Source organism: Cognatiyoonia koreensis (assembly GCF_900109295.1).
GTDB classification, from domain to species: domain Bacteria; phylum Pseudomonadota; class Alphaproteobacteria; order Rhodobacterales; family Rhodobacteraceae; genus Cognatiyoonia; species Cognatiyoonia koreensis.
Window position 1 is genome coordinate 2,203,677 of the sequence record NZ_FOIZ01000001.1, and the last position, 19,067, is coordinate 2,222,743.

15 protein-coding genes are annotated in these 19,067 nt (G+C 55.9%); 5 read left to right on the forward strand and 10 right to left on the reverse strand.

What is annotated here, in order from left to right; all coding sequences use genetic code 11:
• Position 1 precedes the first annotated feature (1 nt).
• The 4 genes from narH to BMY44_RS10955 form a co-directional block, all read right to left on the reverse strand.
• Entirely contained in the window at positions 2-1,525 is a 1,524-nt protein-coding gene (gene narH, locus BMY44_RS10940) for a nitrate reductase subunit beta (RefSeq protein ID WP_089993933.1), read from the reverse strand.
• A complete protein-coding gene (locus BMY44_RS10945; protein ID WP_089993936.1) occupies positions 1,522-5,250 on the reverse strand; it encodes a nitrate reductase subunit alpha in 3,729 nt (1,242 codons plus the stop codon). The genes narH and BMY44_RS10945 overlap by 4 nt, the downstream gene beginning before the upstream one ends.
• Positions 5,251-5,312: 62 nt before the next feature.
• Positions 5,313-6,710 carry a NarK family nitrate/nitrite MFS transporter gene (locus BMY44_RS10950; RefSeq protein WP_089993938.1) on the reverse strand — a complete coding sequence of 466 codons (1,398 nt, stop codon included), beginning with the start codon at positions 6,708-6,710 and terminating at the stop codon, positions 5,313-5,315.
• 68 nt (positions 6,711-6,778) lie between these two features.
• Positions 6,779-8,188 carry an MFS transporter gene (locus BMY44_RS10955; RefSeq protein ID WP_089993941.1) on the reverse strand — a complete coding sequence of 470 codons (1,410 nt, stop codon included), beginning with the start codon at positions 8,186-8,188 and terminating at the stop codon, positions 6,779-6,781.
• Between the two features lie 256 nt (positions 8,189-8,444).
• Between BMY44_RS10955 and BMY44_RS10960 the strand changes: the two genes are divergently transcribed.
• Together BMY44_RS10960 and BMY44_RS10965 are read left to right on the forward strand one after the other, a co-directional pair.
• On the forward strand, positions 8,445-9,140 hold the full coding sequence (locus BMY44_RS10960) for a cyclic nucleotide-binding domain-containing protein (protein ID WP_089994847.1): 696 nt from the start codon (positions 8,445-8,447) through the stop codon (positions 9,138-9,140).
• Between the two features lie 10 nt (positions 9,141-9,150).
• The gene (locus tag BMY44_RS10965) at positions 9,151-9,462 is read left to right on the forward strand and encodes a carboxymuconolactone decarboxylase family protein (protein ID WP_089994850.1); all 312 of its coding nucleotides are present in this window, start codon (positions 9,151-9,153) and stop codon (positions 9,460-9,462) included.
• Between the two features lie 17 nt (positions 9,463-9,479).
• Here the strand turns inward: BMY44_RS10965 and polA are convergent, their stop codons facing one another.
• Together polA and BMY44_RS10975 are read right to left on the reverse strand one after the other, a co-directional pair.
• A complete protein-coding gene (polA, locus tag BMY44_RS10970; RefSeq protein WP_089993943.1) occupies positions 9,480-12,275 on the reverse strand; it encodes a DNA polymerase I in 2,796 nt (931 codons plus the stop codon).
• 234 nt (positions 12,276-12,509) lie between these two features.
• Positions 12,510-12,689 carry a zinc-finger domain-containing protein gene (locus tag BMY44_RS10975; RefSeq protein WP_089993946.1) on the reverse strand — a complete coding sequence of 60 codons (180 nt, stop codon included), beginning with the start codon at positions 12,687-12,689 and terminating at the stop codon, positions 12,510-12,512.
• A gap of 88 nt (positions 12,690-12,777) precedes the next feature.
• Between BMY44_RS10975 and BMY44_RS10980 the strand changes: the two genes are divergently transcribed.
• Positions 12,778-13,707 carry an ABC transporter ATP-binding protein gene (locus tag BMY44_RS10980; RefSeq protein ID WP_089993948.1) on the forward strand — a complete coding sequence of 310 codons (930 nt, stop codon included), beginning with the start codon at positions 12,778-12,780 and terminating at the stop codon, positions 13,705-13,707.
• Between the two features lie 7 nt (positions 13,708-13,714).
• On the opposite strand, the gene BMY44_RS10985 is transcribed toward BMY44_RS10980, so the two are convergent.
• Both BMY44_RS10985 and BMY44_RS10990 read right to left on the reverse strand, forming a co-directional pair.
• A complete protein-coding gene (locus BMY44_RS10985; RefSeq protein WP_089993950.1) occupies positions 13,715-14,077 on the reverse strand; it encodes an HIT domain-containing protein in 363 nt (120 codons plus the stop codon).
• Positions 14,078-14,086: 9 nt separating this feature from the next.
• Positions 14,087-15,664 carry a DUF5928 domain-containing protein gene (locus tag BMY44_RS10990; protein ID WP_089993952.1) on the reverse strand — a complete coding sequence of 526 codons (1,578 nt, stop codon included), beginning with the start codon at positions 15,662-15,664 and terminating at the stop codon, positions 14,087-14,089.
• 148 nt (positions 15,665-15,812) lie between these two features.
• Here BMY44_RS10990 and BMY44_RS10995 point away from each other — a divergent pair, with 148 nt between their 5' ends.
• A complete protein-coding gene (locus BMY44_RS10995) occupies positions 15,813-16,631 on the forward strand; it encodes a sulfotransferase family protein (protein ID WP_089993954.1) in 819 nt (272 codons plus the stop codon).
• Between the two features lie 90 nt (positions 16,632-16,721).
• Positions 16,722-17,426 carry a hypothetical protein gene (locus tag BMY44_RS11000; RefSeq protein WP_089993957.1) on the forward strand — a complete coding sequence of 235 codons (705 nt, stop codon included), beginning with the start codon at positions 16,722-16,724 and terminating at the stop codon, positions 17,424-17,426.
• Here BMY44_RS11000 and BMY44_RS11005 read toward each other — a convergent pair.
• Both BMY44_RS11005 and nth read right to left on the reverse strand, forming a co-directional pair.
• A complete protein-coding gene (locus BMY44_RS11005) occupies positions 17,404-18,390 on the reverse strand; it encodes an adenosine kinase (RefSeq protein ID WP_089993960.1) in 987 nt (328 codons plus the stop codon). The two genes, BMY44_RS11000 and BMY44_RS11005, sit on opposite strands and share 23 nt — an antisense overlap.
• Positions 18,387-19,031, reverse strand: a complete 645-nt coding sequence (gene nth, locus BMY44_RS11010; protein WP_089994853.1) for an endonuclease III — start codon at positions 19,029-19,031, stop codon at positions 18,387-18,389. Before nth ends, BMY44_RS11005 begins: the two co-directional genes overlap by 4 nt.
• Between the last annotated feature and the right edge of the window lie 36 nt (positions 19,032-19,067).

Below are 19,067 nucleotides of genomic sequence, written 5' to 3' on the forward strand. Positions count from 1 at the left end.
ATTACATCGCCTCCGTCGGCATTTTCAGGGGTTTCTTGGACCCGCCGAACAGCGAGCCTTTGGAGATCCCGGTCGAACAGCCGTTGCTGTCGGTGAATCCGCAGCCTCCGCGCAGATCGTAAGCTTCTTCGACCTGTTCACGGTGCGTCGTGGGGATCACAAAGCGGTCTTCGTAGTCGGCAAGCGCCATGATTTTGTACATGTCTTCGATCACGCGGCCTGACAGGCCGACACGGGCCGCGATGCCTTCGTCGATGACGCCTTCGATGGTTTTGGAGCGCATGTAGGACCGCATCGCGAGCATCCGTTCAAGCGCGGTGACGACTGGCGCTTCGTCACCAGCCGTCAGCATGTTGGCAAGATAGCGCACCGGAATGCGCAGGTTCTTGACGTCCGGCATGCCTGCGTCAGTGCCGATCGCTCCGGCTTCAACTGCGTTCTGGATCGGGGACAGCGGCGGAATGTACCAAACCATCGGCAAGGTCCGGTATTCGGGATGAAGCGGGAACGCGACCTTCCATTCCATTGCCATTTTCCAGATCGGGCTTTCCTGTGCAGCCTTGATCCAGTCTTCGGGGATGCCGTCAGCACGAGCGGTTTCGATCACAACCGGATCATTTGGATCAAGGAACACACCTAGCTGCGCGTTATAGAGGTCTTTCTCGTGCTCCATGTTTGCCGCGTCCTCTATCTTGTCGGCGTCATACAGCATGACCCCGAGATAGCGGATGCGCCCGACGCAGGTTTCCGAACAGACAGTTGGGTTACCTGATTCAATGCGCGGGTAGCAGAGCGTGCATTTTTCGGACTTTCCAGACGACCAGTTGTAATAGATTTTCTTGTATGGGCAGCCACTGACGCACATCCGCCAGCCACGGCATTTTTCCTGATCAATTAGAACGATACCGTCTTCTTCGCGCTTGTAGATCGCGCCTGATGGGCAGGAGGATGCACAGGCCGGGTTGAGGCAGTGTTCACACAGCCGCGGCAGATACATCATGAAGGTGTTTTCGTATTCGCCGTAAATTTCCTTTTGAATGCCTTCAAAATTGTAATCTTCAGAGCGCTTTGCGAATTCACCGCCAAGAATCTCTTCCCAGTTCGGTCCTTTCTCGATCTTTTCCATCCGCTCGCCTGTGATCTTGGAGCGCGGACGTGCCGTGGGAAACGCTTCCATCTCGGGTGCAGATTTCAGGTGGTCGTAGTCGAAATCGAAAGGTTCGTAGTAGTCGTCGATTTCGGGCATGGACGGGTTGGCAAAGATGTTGGACAGGATCCGCCATTTGCTGCCCTGCTTGGGTTGCAGTTTGCCGGATTTCGTCCGTTCCCAGCCGCCTTTCCAGCGTGCCTGATTTTCCCAGTCTGTCGGATAGCCGGTGCCGGGTTTGGTTTCGACGTTGTTGAACCATGCGTATTCAACGCCTTCGCGGGTCGTCCAGACGTTCTTGCAAGTGACAGAGCAGGTGTGGCACCCGATGCATTTGTCGAGGTTCAGCACCATGCCGATTTGTGCGCGGATTCTCATTCTGCGGCCTCCTTTGCGGTCGCTTCGCGGTCAAGCCAGTCGACCTTTTTCATTTTGCGGACCACGACGAATTCATCGCGGTTTGACCCCACTGTGCCGTAGTAGTTGAAACCGTAGGATTGCTGGGCGTATCCGCCGATCATGTGTGTTGGCTTGAGCGTTGTGCGGGTGACAGAGTTGTGGATTCCGCCCCGATGTCCGGTCTTTTCGGACCCGGGCGTATTCACGATCTTTTCCTGCGCGTGATACATGAAGGTCGTGCCTTCCTTGATCCGTTGGGACACGACCGCCCGTGCTGTCAGAGCTCCGTTCGTGTTGTAAAGTTCGACCCAGTCGTTATCGACGATGCCTGCCGATTTCGCATCGACCTCGCTAAGCCAAATCACCGGCCCACCCCTGTTGAGCGTCAGCATCAGAAGGTTGTCGGAATAGGTTGAATGGATCCCCCATTTCTGGTGTGGCGTGATAAAGTTGAGCACGAGGTTGTCGCCTACATCCTGCACGTCCTTCGTGATCGTTTTCAGATCGACCGGCGGGCGGTAGGACATGAAGCCTTCGCCAAATGCGCGCATCCAGAGGTGATCCTGATAGAGCTGTTGTCGCCCCGTGAGAGTGCGCCACGGGATCAATTCGTGCACGTTCGTGTAGCCGGCGTTGTAGCTGACTTTTTCGCTTTCGATGCCCGACCAAGTGGGCGACGAGATGATTTTGCGGGGCTGAGCCGCAATATCGTGAAAGCGGATCTTTTGGTGGTGTTCGCCGTCCGCCAGATGCGCATGTTCGCGACCGGTGGCTTTGCCCAGCGCCTGCCACGCTTTTACGGCCACGTTTCCGTTGGTTTCAGGGGCAAGCATCAAGATGACTTCGCAGGCATCAATTGCCGTTTCAATCTTGGGCCGTCCCGCAGCCGCGCCATCCAGTTGGACCCCGTTCAAGGCCGACAGGTTGTCGATCTCTTCTTGCGTGTTCCATGCAATCCCCTTGCCGCCGTTGCCAAGCTTGTCCATCAGCGGGCCAAGCGCAGTGAAACGGTCGTAGATTGCGGTATAGTCCCGCTCGACAGCGACATAGGCGGGTGCCGTCTTGCCTGGAATCAGGTCGCATTCGCCCTTTTTCCAGTCCTTCACCTGATCCTGTGCGATCTCTGCAGGTGTGTCGTGCAGGATCGGCAATGCGACGATATCGGTTTCCCTGCCAAGATAGCCCGGCACGATTTCCTGGAACTTCTTGGCGATTGCCTTGAAGATTTCCCAGTCCGATTTGCTTTCATAGGCCGGATCCACTGCCGCTTGCAGCGGGTGGATGAACGGGTGCATGTCGGACGTGTTCATGTCGTCCTTTTCGTACCAACTGGCGGTTGGCAGAACGATGTCTGAATAGACGCAAGTCGTGCTCATCCGGAAGTCGATGGTGACCAGCAAATCCAGTTTGCCGCGCGGTGCGTCGTCATGCCATTTCGCCTCTTTGGGCAGTTGGCCACCTTCCTCGCCGAGATCCTTTCCAAGCACGCCGTGTTCTGTACCCAGCAGGTGTTTGAGGAAGTATTCGTGCCCCTTGCCGGACGACCCCAGCAAGTTCGAGCGCCAGACAAACAGATTGCGCGGCCAGTTCGCCGGATCATCCGGGTCTTCGCACGACATTTCCAATTCGCCTTTGGTGAGTTGATCCGTGACATATGCTGGAATTTCGACCCCGGCCTTGTTCGCTGCCTTGGCGACCTGCAAAGGGTTGGTTTTCAACTGCGGTGCCGAGGGCAGCCATCCCATACGCTCTGCCCTGATGTTGTAATCGATCAGGCTGGCATCCCAATCGCCTTCGGGGGCGGTGGGCGACAAGATTTCAGATGCGCTGAGTGTTTCATAGCGCCATTGGTCGGTGTGGGCATACCACGCGCTTGTGGAATTCATGTGCCGTGGTGGACGGCCCCAATCCAGCGCGAAGGCAAGCGGTTGCCAGCCCGTTTGGGGACGCAGCTTTTCCTGACCGACGTAGTGCGCCCAGCCGCCGCCAGATTGTCCGACGCAGCCGCACATCACCAGCATGTTGATGACGCCGCGATAGTTCATGTCCATATGGAACCAGTGGTTCATCGCGGCACCGATGATGATCATCGACTTGCCATTGGTCTTTTCCGCGTTATCCGCAAACCCGCGGGCGACATGGATGATTTTGTCGGCAGGCACGCCGGTGATCTTTTCTGCCCAGGCAGGTGTGCCGGGCATGTCGTCGCCGTAGTCGGATGTCACCCAGTCACCGCCCAGCCCACGGTCAAGGCCGTAGTTGGCGCAGAACAGATCGAAGACGGTCGCGACCGCGATGTCCCCGTCGGCTGTCTTGATCGTCTTGACCGGAATATTGCGTGTCAGAACGTCTGGATGATCCGCGTCGGTTTCGAACTGGCCATAGGCCTGCCCGCCGAAGTAGGGGAAATCGACTCCGACGACATTGTCGTGATCCTCTTCGAGGACGAATGTCATCTTCAGCTTGATGTCGTCAGTATTTGCCTTTTCTTCGAGGTTCCACTCACCATCTTCGCCCCAGCGATAACCGATGGACCCGTTTGGCGAGACCATCGCTTTGGATATCTCGTCGAAGGCGACAGTCTTCCATTCCGGGTTGTTTTCTTCACCCAGCTTTCCGTCCAGATCGTCAGCCCGCAGGAACCGGCCGGGTACAAGACGCCCGTCCCTTTCCTCGAGCTTCACCAGCATCGGGAAGTCGGAATACTTGCGGGTGTATTCTTCAAAGTATTCGGTTTGGCGGTCGAGATGGAATTCCCGCAGGATTACGTGGCCAAAGGCCATCGCCAGCGCGGCATCGGTCCCCTGTTTGGCATTTAACCAGACGTCGCCAAATTTTGCGGCCTCTGAATAGTCAGGGCAGATGACTGCGGATTTGGTGCCTTTGTATCGCGCTTCTGTGTAGAAATGCGCATCCGGCGTCCGCGTTTGGGGCACGTTCGACCCCCAGAGCAGCAGATATCCCGAGTTATACCAATCTGCACTTTCAGGCACATCCGTCTGCTCGCCCCATGTCATCGGGGAGGCTGGCGGCAGATCGCAATACCAGTCGTAGAACGACATGCAGACCCCGCCAAGCAGGCTGAGGTAGCGTGACCCCGCAGCATAGCTGACCATCGACATCGCAGGGATGGGCGAAAAGCCGAACACCCGGTCTGGCCCATAGGTCTTGGCGGTATAGGCGTTTGCGGCAGCGGTGATTTCAGTCGCTTCGTCCCACGTCGCGCGGACGAAACCGCCCTTGCCGCGGTTTTCGACGTAAGAGGCACGCAGGATTGGATCGGCCTGCAGTTTGGTCCAGGCTTCGATCGGTTCAATCGTCTCGCGCATCTTGCGCCAGATCTTCATAAGACGACCGCGCACAAGCGGGTTCTTGACCCGGTTTGCGGAATAGAGATACCAGCTGTAGCTTGCCCCGCGGGCACAGCCACGCGGTTCGTGGTTTGGCAAATCAGCACGTGTGCGCGGATAGTCCGTCTGCTGGGTTTCCCACGTCACAATCCCCGATTTGACATAGATTTTCCAACTACAAGACCCTGTGCAGTTCACGCCATGGGTCGAGCGCACGACTTTGTCGTGCCGCCAGCGATTGCGATACGTATCCTCCCAGTCGCGGTTTTCACGGGTGACCTGCCCGTGTCCGTTTGCGAACTGTTCAAGTTCCTTGGACTGGAGGAAGTTCAATCTGTCGAGCAGGTGGCTCATGTCATTATCTCCTGAAAACGGGGACCGCGCCGCCAATGCGGCGCGGCGGGATAGCTAGTGCGTCAGCACGGAACCGGTGCAGACTTGCGGCTGTAGAAGTTCCAGCAGATCACCGCACAGACGGCATAGAAGGCCGTGAAAACCCAGAGTGCGCCGTTCGGAGCACCTGTCATTGCGATCGAGGTGCCGTAAAGTTTTGGAATGAAGAAGGCACCATAGGCTGCAATCGCGCTGGTAAAGGCGATGATCGCTGCGCTTTCACGCGCTGACTGCTTCAGCGTCATTGCTTCGTCCAGATTAGGCATCAGGCGCGGCACTTCCTGCCGCATGATCGACGGGATCATTTGGAAGGTTGATGCATTGCCGACACCGGTGAGGAAGAAAAGCGCCATGAAGCAGGCGAAGAAGCCCCAGAAGTTACCGGTAGGCGAGGTATCGGAGGGCAGGAACTGTAGCACTCCGAAGACGGCCACAATCATGCCGAGGAAGCACCAGAATGTCACGCGACCGCCGCCGAACTTGTCGGAAATCCATCCCGTCGCCGCCCGGCTTAGCGCACCGACAAGTGGGCCAAGGAAGGCATAGCGCAGGACGTCAACTTCGGGAAACTGGGTGCGCATCAGAAGCGGAAAGCCTGCTGCGTATCCGATGAAGCTACCGAACGTACCTGTATAGAGTACGCACATGATCCAGTTGTGCTTGCGGCTGAAGATGATCGACTGCTCTGCAAAAGAGGACTTCGCATCCGCGATGTCATTCATCCCGAACCATGCGGCGATTGCACTTAGCACGAGGAATGGCACCCAGATGAACCCTGCGTTCTGGATAAAGAGCTGACCACCATCAGACAGCTGCTGCGGTTCACCCCCGATTGCACCGAACACGCCCATCGTGATGACGATTGGCACGACGAACTGCATGACTGACACGCCGAGGTTGCCAAGACCGGCATTCATTGCAAGAGCCTGGCCCTTGGTTTTCTTGGGGTAGAAGAACGCGATATTCGCCATAGAAGAAGCGAAGTTTCCGCCGCCAAAGCCGCACATAAGCGCCAATATCAGGAAGGTCACATAGCTGGTGTTTGGGTTTTGCACCGCCATCCCGATACCGATAGCCGGCAGCAATAGGGATGCCGTTGAAATCGCTGTCCACTTTCGGCCACCGAAAATCGGGACCATGAAGCTGTAAAAGATGCGCAGTGTTGCACCGGACAAGCCAGGTAATGCTGCAAGCCAGAACCGCTCTCCGACCGAGAAATCAAAGCCGATTGCAGGCATTTTGGCGACGACGACCGACCAAACCATCCAGACCGAAAAGGCAAGCAGGAGGTTCGGGATTGAAATCCATAGGTTGCGGGTCGCGATGCGTTTGCCTTCGCTTTCCCAGAATTGCGGGTCTTCTGGCCGCCAGTCGGTCAGCAGATAGCCGCTGTTTGCGGATTGGGTTGCACTGATCGCCATGATGGGGTCCTCCCGTTGTGGCGTATGAGGAATAGGGCGGGCCGCTCATCGACCCGCCGCGATTGGATTTATTCAGCCGGTTGGCTGCCGTTCTTGCGGCTGATTGCCTGCAGTCCTTCTTCGAGTGCCGCGTTGGCCTTCAGGGCGCGCAGGCGCAAAGTCTCGATGTTGGCTGCTGCAAAGTTCGCGCGCTCCTCGTCTTCCTGCCGGGTCGAAAAGCGCACAAAGAATGCGAGGAACGATGCGCAGGTTACGACGATGCCGAGAATGAAAAAGGCCTGCGACCAGTCGATGACGTTCTTGAAGAGGAAGCCTGCCAGAACCGCACCTGCATTCCCGCCCGCACCGACCACACCGGCCACCGCGCCCAGCGCTTTCTTGTTGATGAACGGCACGACCGAATATGTTGCCCCTTCCGCCATCTGCGTGAACAGCGAGAAGACGATCAAAGCGGGCAGCGCAAGAAAGAGTACGTGCATCTGGCTGAAAACCATGAGCGCACAGCCTTCGAAGAAAAGGCACATGAACAACCAGAACGCACGGCCTTTCAGGCCCCAAAGCGATCCGAAGTTATCCCCGAACAGACCGCCAAGTGTGCGGGCGAACAGGTTCATCAGGCCGAAGGACGCGGCCACGAAACCAGCGGTCACAAGTGTAAGATCAAAATAATCCATGAAGTAGAGCGCAGCGACGTTGTTCACCGTCAGCTCGATTCCGAAGCAGGCACCATAGATAACGAACAAGACCCAGACGCGCGGATCTTTCAGGGCGTGCATGTAGTTTCCTGTGACGTTGCGCTTTTCTTCCATTTTGCCTTGCGCGCGCAGGTCATCGAAATTGCCGTCTGGCGCGTCCTGGGTCAGGAAGTAGTAGGCAATACCGGTCAGGAAGATGATCACACCGACGACGACCATCGACAGACGCCATCCGACTGCTTCGGAAAAGCCGAAACCGACGACCATGACCGAGAACAGGAGCGGCATGACGAACTGCGTGACACCCCCGCCGAGATTTCCCCAGCCTGCAGATGTCGCATTTGCCTGCCCCACCACATTTGGGGCGAACATGACAGATGTATGGTATTGTGTGATGACAAAGGCCGCGCCGATACCACCGATCAGGACACGGAAGAGCAGAAACGTTTCGAAATTGTAGGACAGGCCGATGCCCATCACGGGCAGCGACCCGATCAGCAGGAGCCAAGTATAGGATTTCCGAGGGCCGATCCGGTCACAAAGCCAGCCGATAAAGAGCCGCGCGAAAATCGTCATCGACACCGACCCGATGATGGCCCAGCCGATCTGGTCCGGTGTCAGTTGCAATTCGTCACGTACTACGCTCATCAGCGGCGCAATGCCGAACCACGCAAAGAAGCAGGAAAAAAACGCAAACCACGTCATGTGGAAGGTTCTGATCTGTACCATTTTTACGTTGAAGAAATTGGACCACAACGCTGTGGCCTTGTTTTGAAGTTCCATTGCGGCCCCTCCGCCTAGTGCAGCCTTTTGCTGCTGTTCTGGGTTGGGCCAAGTGTCTGCCTGCGTAGAGGCGCGACAGTTGATGCAGATCAAAAAATCGTGATTTCCGCAATGAAATAAATGATTTAGAGACTTTCATCAGGCCATTGGAAGGCAATGGTCAAGCGACCTTGCCCAGCTTTGCAATCCGTCGCTTGACATTTATCAAGTGCCCGCTGATGCTATGGCTGAACTGTGCGAAAGGTCGTTGTCGCCGATGCCCGAATCCTACCGACAGGACGTTCGTGAACTTGCTCTTTTTGCGGATATGGAACTTGCGCATTTCGAGGCGCTGATGCGCGCGGCGTATGTCCAGAGTTTTCCACCGCGTGTGGACCTGATCACTGAAGGGGACGAACCAGATTTTCTGCACGTCGTAATGTCAGGTTCAGTCGATCTGTTTTCATCATGGAACGGGCGCGAGACGAGCCTTGCAACAGTTCGACCTGTTTCAACATTTATTCTAGCCGCAACGATCAAGAACGCGCCCTATCTGATGTCAGCCCGTACGCTGGAAAAGAGCCGGATTGTGCTGCTGCCTTCCGAAGACGTGCGGGCAATCTTTGACAAGGATGGTGCATTCGCGCGCGCGATCGTTTCAGAGCTATCCCAGTGTTACCGCGCGGTGGTCAAGAACACGAAGAACCTCAAGCTGCGCACGTCGCTTGAACGCCTTGCGAACTATCTTTTGCGTCAACGGGATCACAACAAAGCTGATATATTCGACCTGACGATGGAGAAGCGTCGCCTGGCATCCTTTCTTGGCATGACGCCCGAGAACCTGAGCCGTGCGTTCAAGAGCCTTGAGCCCTATGGGGTTCGGGTGCAAGGCAACAGGATTCATGTCACTGACGCCGATGATCTGATCCGGTTTGCCAGACCCAGCAGCCTGATTGATGATCCTGCGACATAAGGACAATGCGATGCCAAAAAACATGCCCGGAGCCGCCGGTGATCTTGCAGAACAGTATCCCGATATCTGGCGTGCATATGCCGCACTGGGAAAGGCAAGTTCCGGCGCTGGCCCGCTGACAGATCGTGAAAAGCGTCTTGTTAAGCTTGCGCTCGCCATTGGTGCAAATTCCGAAGGGGCCGTCCATTCACATTGCCGCCGTGCCCGTGCCGAAGGCATCGCAGATGACGCGCTTGAACAGGTTGCCCTACTTGCGATCGGTCCGCTTGGACTGCCCCGCGCAGTTGCCGCCAAGACGTGGATCGAGGACGACGCGTCCTGAGCAGCATTACATTTAGGCTAGTGCGCTTCGGCCCAGTTTGCGCCTGTGCCTGCATCCACGGCCAGCGTAACGTCAAGTTTCACCGCCGGGACTGATGCATTTTCCATAACGTCTTTCGCAGCAGCGATCAGTTTGTCCTCTGCGCCCTGCTCCACTTCGAAGATCAGTTCGTCATGCACCTGCAACAGCATCTTTGCAGGCATTCCTTCGATTGCGGCCGGCATCCTGATCATGGCGCGCCGGATCACGTCCGCTGCCGTGCCTTGGATCGGGGCGTTGATCGCCGCGCGTTTCGCGAAACCGGCATGTGGGCCTTTGGCGTTGATTTCAGGCGTGTTAATCTTGCGCCCGAAGAGTGTCTGCACATATCCATGATCTTTGGCGAAGGCGACAGTGTCATCCATGTAATCACGAATGCCCGGAAAGCGTTCGAAATACCGGTCAATAAATCCTTGAGCCTCACCCCGTGGGATACGCAGGTTCCGGGCCAGACCGAAGCCGCTGATCCCGTAAATCACGCCGAAGTTGATCGCCTTGGCCTTGCGGCGGATTTCAGGCGTCATTTCATCCAGTGGAACGTCGAACATTTCGGACGCAGTCATCGCGTGGATGTCTTGCCCGTCCTTGAAGGCCTGTTTCAAGGCGTCGATCCCAGCGATATGGGCAAGGATGCGCAGTTCGATCTGCGAATAGTCCAATGCGACCAACACCTTGCCCTCTTCTGCAACAAAAGCTTCGCGGATGCGCCGCCCTTCTTCCGAGCGGACAGGAATGTTCTGCAGGTTTGGATCGGTGGACGCGAGGCGTCCCGTATTGGCGCCCGCGATCGAGTATGACGTATGCACCCGACCAGTTTCGGGGTTGATATGCTCTTGCAGCGCGTCGGTGTAGGTGGATTTCAGTTTTGCCAGTTGGCGATAATCAAGGATACGCGCCGGAAAATCATGTTCGGTCGCAAGATCCTCTAACGCGTCGGCTGGCGTAGACCATTGACCGGTCTTTGTCTTTTTCCCGCCTTCCAGCCCCATCTCTTCGAACAGGATTTTGCCGACCTGTGCCGGTGCTTGCACGTTGAATTCATGTCCCGCAAGTTCGTAGAGCTCTGCTTCCAGGCCAGCCATCTTTTGGCTAAAAGCGTTGGACATGCGCGACAGCGTATCTCTGTCGACCTTGACGCCGTGCATTTCCATCTGTGCCAGAACGGGCACAAGGGGTCGTTCGAGCGTTTCGTAGACGGTGGTCACTTTCTTGGTATGCAGTTGCGGCTTGAAGAGCTGCCAAAGCCGCAGAGTGATGTCGGCGTCCTCGGCTGCGTATTTCACAGCGTCCACAACAGGAACGCGATCGAACGTGATTGCGGATTTCCCTGCCCCAAGCAGGGGTTTGATCGGGATGGGCGTGTGTCCAAGATAGCGTTCGGACAGAATATCCATGCCGTGGTTATGCGTGCCGGCGTGCATCGCATAGGACATCAACATCGTGTCGTCGATAGGTGCCACAGTGATACCCAGACGCGCGAAAATCTTGGCGTCGTATTTCATGTTCTGGCCGATCTTGATGATGCTGGCATCTTCAAGAACCGGTTTGAGCAAAGACAGGCATTCGTCGAGATCCATCTGGCCTTCTTCGAGGTCATCTGTCCCGAACAGGTCGTCAGCTTTGCCAGCCTTGTGTATCAGGGGAATATAGCAGGCCTGTCCCGGTTCAACACATAGAGAAACGCCAACCAATTCGGCCTTCATCTCGGACAAGGAGGTTGTTTCGGTGTCGACGGCGACGTAGCCGCGTTCCCTGATGCGATCGATCCAGACTTGCAATGCGGCCGCATCGCTTACACATTCATATGCGTCCGCATCGAATGCGACTTCTTCTGGCTGAGGTGCATCGGGTGCGGGGGCGGCCTCGATCACTGGCGCAGTCACACCGAGTTTGTCGGCGATCCGCTTTGTCACCGTGCGGAATTCCATATCAGCGAGGAACGCCATTAACGGTTCCGGATCGGGATCGCGGATTTCAAGGCTATCGAGATCAAACGGCAGGTCCATGTCGCAATCGAGCTGGACGAGCTTCTTGGAAAGCTCGATCTGTGCGCGATTGTCGATCAGCGTTTGCCGCCGCTTGGGTTGTGTAATTTCGTCTGCACGATCCAGCAATTCCTCCAGCGAATGGAACTCGTTGATCAAAAGTGCTGCTGTCTTGATCCCGATCCCGGGCGCGCCTGGCACGTTATCGACCGAGTCACCGGCGAGTGCCTGCACATCTACAACGCGTTCCGGACCGACACCGAATTTCTCAAAGACGCCGTCCTTGTCGATCCGTTTGTTCTTCATCGGGTCCAGCATTTCCACGCCGCCGCCAACAAGCTGCATCAGATCCTTGTCCGACGACAGGATCGTGACACGCCCACCGGCATCGCGGGCCTGATGCGCGAGGGTCGCAATGATATCGTCCGCCTCGAACCCTTCGATTTCCTCGCACGCGATGTTGAATGCGCGGGTCGCGTCGCGGGTCAAGGGAATCTGGGGGCGCAGGTCTTCGGGCATCGCCTCACGGTTCGCTTTGTATTGATCATACATATCGTTGCGAAACGTGTGTGACCCCTTGTCGAAGATCACCGCAACATGCGTCGCGGCATCATCACCGGTGTTACCCTCGATATAGCGCTGGAGCATGTTTACAAAGCCGCTCACCGCTCCGACCGGCAAGCCATCCGACTTTCGCGTCAACGGAGGAAGCGCGTGGTAGGCACGAAAGATAAACGCCGAACCGTCAATCAGATGAAGATGGTGGCCCTTGCCGAAATTCTGCGCCATGTCACATCTCTCCCCCATGCGTCGCCAAAAACGGTTCTGCCATGTTCCGCACTTGCCTGCCAGTCGCTATGCGCGTTTTCGCCGTATGCGCGCGGGCGCTGGCATCGGACAGGGGCAGGATCGCTGTAGCAGCCCCATTGAGGCCTGCTTACGTAACAGTAAGTTTCGATTTCTTGTCGATCCGGCAGTGTTCGGGTCGGTCCTGCCCTGCAAAGCCGGAAATGGTTCAGTCGGCTAGACCTTGCCCGCGAAGTCTTCATGCACCAATTTTGCGTCGCAATAGGGGCATTCGACAAAGCCTGTGTCATGCGGAATCTGCAACCAGACACGCGGATGGCCCAGCGCCCCTTCGCCGCCGTCACAGGCAATGCGATATTCGGTCACGATCCGGGTTTCGGGCACGGGTGTGGTCATTGGCGTATCTCGTGTTGTTGTCAGCGGGCAATGCCGCCATATGTCTGGGCGGACACTACCGCAGGGTGCGGCGCGAGGAAAGACCGACATGAGCGACAATGCGATCGAAATCACCGGGCTGAAAAAGACCTATGCTGCGACCAAGAAAGCGCCGCCGAAAGACGCCCTGAAAGGCATTGACCTCGTCATTCCACGCGGCTCCATCTTTGGGCTGCTTGGTCCGAATGGCGCAGGCAAATCCACGTTGATCAATATTCTGGCAGGTCTGGTCACCAAAACCGCTGGTTCTGTGAAGATCTGGGGCTTCGATCAGGATGTGAACCCGCGCCAGTCCCGCGCTGCCATTGGCATTATGCCGCAAGAACCCAACCTTGACCCGTTTTTCACGCCGGGTGGATCGCTGGAGGTTCAGGCCGGATTGTACGGTGTTCCGCGGAGTCAGCGGCGCACAGACGAAATTCTTGAATTGATCGGTCTGTCAGACAAACGGGATGCATATGCCCGATCCCTTTCAGGTGGGATGCGGCGCCGTCTGCTTCTGGGCAAGGCGCTTGTTCATTCACCACAAATTCTGGTGCTGGATGAACCAACCGCCGGCGTCGATATCGAATTGCGCAATCAGCTTTGGGCCAACGTGCGCAAACTGAATGAGGATGGTATGACGATCATCCTGACGACGCACTACCTCGAAGAAGCGCAGGAGATGTGCGACGAGATCGCGATCATCAATAACGGTGAAAAGATTGTGCAAGACAGCACTGCCAACCTGTTGTCGCGACTGGACAGCAAGACGCTTGCAATCACACCTACGTCGGATTCCATCTTGCCTGACCTGCCAGACGCAATCACCGGTAGCGTATCAACCGACGGTACGCTGCGCTTTACCTATTCTGCAAAGGCAATCAGCGCCGATCAGATCCTGCATATCGTCAAGGACGCAGGTATCACGATCGCTGATATCCGAAGTGAAGAGGCTGATCTAGAAGATGTCTTTCTTGCCCTGACCAAGTCTGACTGAAAGCGATTTAGGCCGGGAGCATCCTGCCCAACTGCGTCCCACCGATGATATGCATGTGGTAATGAGGGACATCCTGCACGCCGTGTGTTCGCGTGTTCGCAATGGCACGAAAGCCATCGTCAACGCCTGTGAGCCGGCAAACTTCTGCGACAGCGGCCATGAAACCGACCTGTTCTTCAGGCGATGCATCCCGTGCGAAATGATCGAGAGAGACATAAGGCCCTTTCGGGATGATCAGCACATGCACCGGCGCTTGCGGGTTAATATCGTTGAAGGCAAGGGCATGGTCGTTTTCGAACACGGTGGCGTTCGGGATTTCGCTCCGCAAAATCTTTGCGAAAATGTTCTGATCGTCATATTCGAACTGCATGGCTTTTCCTTAGTCGACAAATAGATAAGGTGTTTTGGCAAGTTTCTCGGCGGCCTCGTCCTCGATCCCGAGGAACGCCGCAAGAGCGCGCGCGTTTTCGGTCTCGTTTGCGACCTCACGAAGACGATACGTGCCCGCAAAATTCGCATCGCGAATACGGTCGCTTTCGAAAATCACATCGTAGCGGATCGTTGGCAGCAACTGGTCCAGTGTTTCCCTGGACGTATGATCCCCTGCAAGACCGACGCGGCGCGCATGACCGGTCAGGTATTCATCGCTGAACGTACAATCGATTTCCAGCAATCGCGTGTTCGAACGGTCAGAGAAGAAATCCTGCATCAGGTCGATGTTTGCCGTATCAAGACAGATCACCAGTTTGTTGGTCTGGTAGTAATCAAAGAGCATGCGCATCAGCGCGCGACGATGCCGGGTGCGTTTACCCAGCGTGGACTGAATACCACCCAGGTCGGGCATGTTAGTGTCGTCTTCGTTGAAGAGATAATCAATCGCGGGGACATCGGTTTCGGCCCGGATCGCATCTGTCAGGCGCTTGGCGACATGCCACTTTTTACAAGCGATGATGAGCAGCTCGCGTTCGCGACCGAGAGAGGTTTCCGTTTCCCAGAAACGGGTCGCGAAGCGGCGGCCGATCCGGCCACGTCCTGTCAGGAACTTGAACAGGCTGCGTCCCTCGTTCGAAATCCGAAAGTCCTCGCGGTCAGAGGCATAGAGGACTCCCAATCGGTTCTTGAGTTCTTTTGCCTCGGGGCTGATTTTCCGCGCAAAAAGCCCGTCCTGCGCAAGCAGCAAATCGTAGTGATCGTTATAAAACGTCGCCGGCATCCCGTAGTCGGTAAACATCAGGAACGTCAGTGTGCGTGTTCTGATTTCCTCTTTCGGAACAAGATGTCGGACGATTGTCTGAAAAAACGTCTCATCCGGAATCCAGGTCGTTCTGAAGAACCGCATCACATCCTTGCGCTTACGCACGAATTCCAGAACGAATTCGATCGTACGACGGCGCAGGCACCACCATTGGCTGCCGATCATGATTTGCAAATCCTTCGGGATTTGCCGCGTCAATCCGAAACGGCGCTGAAAATTGAAAGCCGCATAGAACAACGGCTTTTGCGTGCGTTCGTTGAAGAAATGTCGATAGATCAACCGTTCTTCCTTGAAGCCCGTCTTGATCCAGTCGCTATCGAAATAGTCAAAGCTTTCGATGTAATCGACATCTTCTGCATCAAGGAATTTATGCGTATGAACCGCTGATTTGATCGCCATGCAATCGCCGGACACCATGTAGAAATGGCTCGCCCTTGGGAAGTCTTCAACCGCGGCCTCCACTGCGTAAAGCGTGGCCTGCACCAGACTCCAAGCACCCCAGCCGCATTTGATCCGCTTTTTGGCATAGGTCACGTTTGGATTGTCGGACAGTTCGGTTTTAATTTTCGCGTACGCGTCTTTCGAGGAGCGGGCATCGAAGTGAATCGCGATGTAATCGCCCACCGCTGTCAACTGTCTGGCCTGCTGGATGATGGCATCCGGATCTTTGTGACACAGGAGAATGAAGGCGATTTTTGCCATATTGGAAACAGTCAGGTCCCGTCGTTTGGTATTGTTTAGATGTCATACCTTGAAGAGACATTGAATATACAGGCTTTCTTTGCTTTTTAAGGCCAACTATGACGTGAGTGACGCACGCGACCACGGCGCGCCAAGGAGAGAGTGTTTCATGGGGTTTCCCGGTACATGGATGACGAACAGCGAAAGCGTTGTGTATCGGGTCGTTCCGAAATGCGCCTGTTCGACCATCGGTCAGATCATGTTCTATTCAGATCATGGCGAATTCTTCGATGGTGACATCCATGATGCGCAGCACGGGATGCATAAATGGGCGATGGATGACAGCCAGCCGCTCATCACAGCCAATGTCAAAGCGCACAAATCTTTTGCCTTCACTTGCGTGCGCAATCCTTACACCCGTATCCTGTCATCCTTCTTCGACAAGATTTGCGGTATCCAGCGCAACGGACGCTATTACCGAGGGAACCTCGTCCCCCTGCTGATCCAGAAATACGGCATTGAAGTCGGCGATCCCGAGAACGGATTCGAATTTGACCAGATCAAATCGTTTCGCCGGTTCCTGTTGTTTGCGCGCGATACCATCCGGTGGCGTCGTCCGATGGAACCTGACATCCACTGGTCTGCCATGTCCGGCCATATCTCGACATTCATTGTGAATGGCGGTCGCTATGACAAGATTTTCTGGACGGAACAGTTCAACGATGGGATGCAACAGGTTCTCGACAAGATCGAAACGCCCAATGCCATCGATCTTGCCAAGATTCCCCGCTTTAACGAAAGTGAAGGGCATGGGCCAAAACGGCTGCATCCGGTCGAGGATTATTTCGATGATCTGTCCATGCACCTGATGTACGAGGTCTACAAGAAGGACTTCAATCTGTTCAAATACGACTTTGAGAACCCAGCCAACAAAATGCCGATTGGCGAGATTGACCTGAACGAAGTGCACGCCAAGTTAGGCGAGTGATCAACAAGCAGTTCGGCAGGTTGTCCGTGCGTCGGCGATGTCGCGCCACAGGCTTGGACCATTTGTATTTGACGGGTGAGGCTTTCTGGCATGACGACTGTATTGATTTTGGGCAGTGGTCCGAATGTCGTGGACAGCCGCGCTTGGGACCGCGCCCCGTTTGATCGCATCGTTGCGATCAACAATGCTTGGGCCGTCAGACCTGATTGGGACGATCTGATCTTTCCGGATGACTTTGATACCGCCAGACAGCCGAATGCTCTCGACCCTGGACAGCGGATAATCCGCGCTGCAGATTATGTGCCAGTTCAGAACCGGTTCGGTGGCTTTGTCTATGCAGGTGGGACGATGGCGTTCACCGCAGCCTACTGGGCGCTGGGTGCGCTGAGGCCGCGTGTCATCGCCATGATGGGCTGTGACATGGTTTATGACACCAAACAGACCCATTTTTATGGCAAAGGCACAGCTGACCCGCTCCGCGCGGACAAGAGCCTGCGCTCGCTCGAGGCGAAATCGGCGCGGCTGCAGGTGATGGCTGCCCGCGAAGGCTGCGCAATGGTGAACCTGTCGGCAGGCCAGAGTCGGCTGACATTTCCAAGAAGTGCTCCGGCGCAATCCGCCGCGCACGCGCCGTTGCCATTTGACACAGCGGTTGCCGCGGCGGCGCTGCAAGAAGAAGAGCGGCTTGGCTATTACGTAACGTCCGGAAAGTATTGGAAAGAAGAAGACCGTTTTGATGTGGCCGCGATTGATGCGCTTGACGCGCTGTGGCTCAAAACAATCCGGCCGACTTGAACAGGTCGGACAGGTCTGCCTTTGGCCTTGGTCCGATATGGCCGATTACCTCTGCTGCGGCGACAACCCCCATCCTGCCGCAGGTTTCAAGCGATAGACCGCGCGACAATCCAAAAAGAAATCCTGTCGCAAACTGATCACCGGCTCCCGTGGCATCCACTGGCGTCACAGGCGTGACTGGCACCTGAATGTGTTGGTCACCTGCGTGAATCCAGACCGGTTTACCTGAATGCGTGCAGACAACCACATCACACACCGCAGCGGCTTGCGCGACGGCGGATTCCAGATCATCCGTCTCGTAAAGCGTGGTCCATTCGGCAGCATTGCCCAGAACGAAATCCATTTCGTTCGCGATCAGGTCTTGAAAATCCGCCCGATGCCGATCTGCACAGAACGGATCGGACAGCGTGATGCCTGATTTGCCCCCAGCCGCACGCATCAGCCGTGCGGCTTCTGCGAAGGCTGTCTTTCCGTGGTCCTTGTCGAACAGATAGCCCTCAAGAAACAGCATCTTGCTGCCAGAAAAGATGTCTGCGGGCACGTCCTTTTGGTCAAGATCGGCACCAGCGCCCAAATAGGTGTTCATCGACCTCTCCCCATCAGGGGAGACGAAAATCATTGACCGCGAAGTCGGAGCCGTTGCATCGGGAACAGGTGGATTGGGAAATGCAGTGCCTGCATCCTCCATCCCCTTGGCGTAGAAACGACCGAGTGCGTCATCTTTGACCTTACCAATGAATGCTGTGGAAAGGCCAAGACTGCCAAGACCAGCAATGGTATTCGCGACAGACCCACCGGGGGTTTCCACCCGCTCTGTCATGGCTGCATAAAGTACCTCTGCACGATCCTTTTCGATCAGCTGCATGATCCCCTTCTCGATACCCATATGGTCCAGAAAGGTGTCTTCGGCCGCACCAATCACATCGACAATCGCATTGCCGATCCCAATTACGTCATAGCTCATACAGTCTTGTCCTCGAATTGGCAGAGGTCGCGGATCAGACATGCCTGGCATTTGGGTTTTCTGGCGACGCATGTATAGCGCCCGTGCAGGATTAGCCAGTGGTGGGCGTGCAGTTGGAAATCTGCTGGAATATGGTCCTCGATCGCGCGTTCAACTGCATCGACATCCTTGCCCGGTGCAATGCCTGTGCGGTTGCCGACCCGGAAAATATGCGTGTCCACAGCCTGCGCAGGTTGCCCCCACCACATGTTCAGCACCACGTTAGCAGTCTTTCGACCCACACCCGGAAGCGATTGCAAGGCAGCGCGGGAATTTGGCACCTCTCCGCCGTATTCATCCACGAGGATCTGGCTCATTTTCATCGCGTTCTTGGCCTTCTGGCGAAACAGGCCAATCGTCTTGATGTGCTCTGTCAGCCCGTCGATCCCGAGATCGAGCATCTTTTGCGGTGTGTCCGCCACCTTGAAAAGCGCACGTGTGGCCCGGTTCACTCCGGCATCCGTCGCCTGCGCAGACAGCGCAACAGCGACGCAAAGCGTGTAAACATTCACATGTTCCAACTCGCCCTTCGGTTCCGCCTCTGCGGCTTGAAAGCGTTCGAAGATACGCCGAATGGTGTGGTAATCAAGTTGTTTTGCCATGCCCATCGTATGCGCAATTTTCGGGTCGCTCGCAAC